Source organism: Morganella sp. HMSC11D09 (genome assembly GCF_001807955.1).
Classification (GTDB): Bacteria; Pseudomonadota; Gammaproteobacteria; order Enterobacterales; family Enterobacteriaceae; genus Morganella; species Morganella morganii.
Genome location: NZ_KV791666.1, coordinates 8,187 through 9,247, shown reverse-complemented (window position 1 = coordinate 9,247; position 1,061 = coordinate 8,187). Strand labels below are relative to the sequence as shown.

Here is a 1,061-nt window from a genome sequence, read left to right as displayed (position 1 = left end):
CAAAACATATAAAACCGTGTTTCATGATTTTACACCATATAATATACGCATATAAGTTTCCCTGGCTCTCTGTTCGTCGTTTCGCCTTAAATTACCCTCAAAAATAATAACGCCATTTTCAACCCGGCAATCACACCAGCCATTGTGATTAAACCAAAAGCTCGGATTAACCCAGACAAAAATCTCCCCCATCGGTAACAGATTCCGGTGATCCCAGCTGTATTTAAACTGACCGACCGGTGCAGGATTAATATCATGCCAACCGACGAATCGACCGAGTCTTTTACCGGAATCTAATATTTTATTACCGCGCTCATCATATACAATAATCCCGTGAGCCATATTAATACCCCGATATATCACCAATAATGACCGTCAGCCGGTTATTGTCATACACTTTAATACCGCCCGCTGTAATACCGGTACCGTTTGTTGTTGTTCCGTCAACGAACTCAAATTTATTAGCCTTTGCATCCAGAATAAAACCCTGTTTACCCGGCACATAGTTCTCCGACTGCATTTTGTCAGTGACAACCACACTGTTGAGCCATGCCTGATTAATGAACGCCTCACGCATAAAGACCTGTCCGTCCTTCATGTACATGAACAGATCCATCGATTTTTTCACCGGATTATAAAACGCAAACTGCTGCGCGTTAAACCCGATAAGCGTGTTCACCTGACCGCCTTTCAGCTCAGCCCCGATCACCATACCGGCGGAATAATCCTCACCGTTATAACGGATCCGGACTTTCATATCGTGAACAACGGATGCTTCACCGGCGGCCATGTCCCACTGCGCGCGAATGGAGTTTTGTGCCATGGCGAAACCGTCGTCTGCAGTCACCTTAACCGCGTCCAGTTTCTCTGCAAGTGCCTTCGTTTCCGTGACTGTGTAGTTGCGGACTTCGATAATTTCTGCTTTCATCGCACCGTTTTCACGCTGCCAGTAACCCCACTGACCGTAAACGTTATTGGCGTTGTTGATAATGGCCTCGAAGTTATCATTCGCCTGAGACTGCAGGTCTTTAATGATGGCTGAGTCTTCGAGCTCTTTTTGC

General features: G+C 45.9%; 2 protein-coding genes. Both read right to left on the bottom strand.

The features are described 5' to 3' along the window. Positions 1-21 precede the first annotated feature (21 nt). Positions 22-342 carry a hypothetical protein gene (locus HMPREF3119_RS05775; protein WP_052125932.1) on the bottom strand — a complete coding sequence of 107 codons (321 nt, stop codon included), beginning with the start codon at positions 340-342 and terminating at the stop codon, positions 22-24. 1 nt (position 343) lies between these two features. After that, the coding region (locus tag HMPREF3119_RS19675; RefSeq protein ID WP_246829246.1) for a phage tail tip fiber protein at positions 344-1,061 on the bottom strand (718 nt) is incomplete at its 5' end.

What these genes read in the sequence shown, in the direction of transcription:
- HMPREF3119_RS05775 (WP_052125932.1), bottom strand. Translation starts at nt 342, where the DNA reads ATGGCTCACGGGATTATTGTATATGATGAGCGCGGTAATAAAATATTA.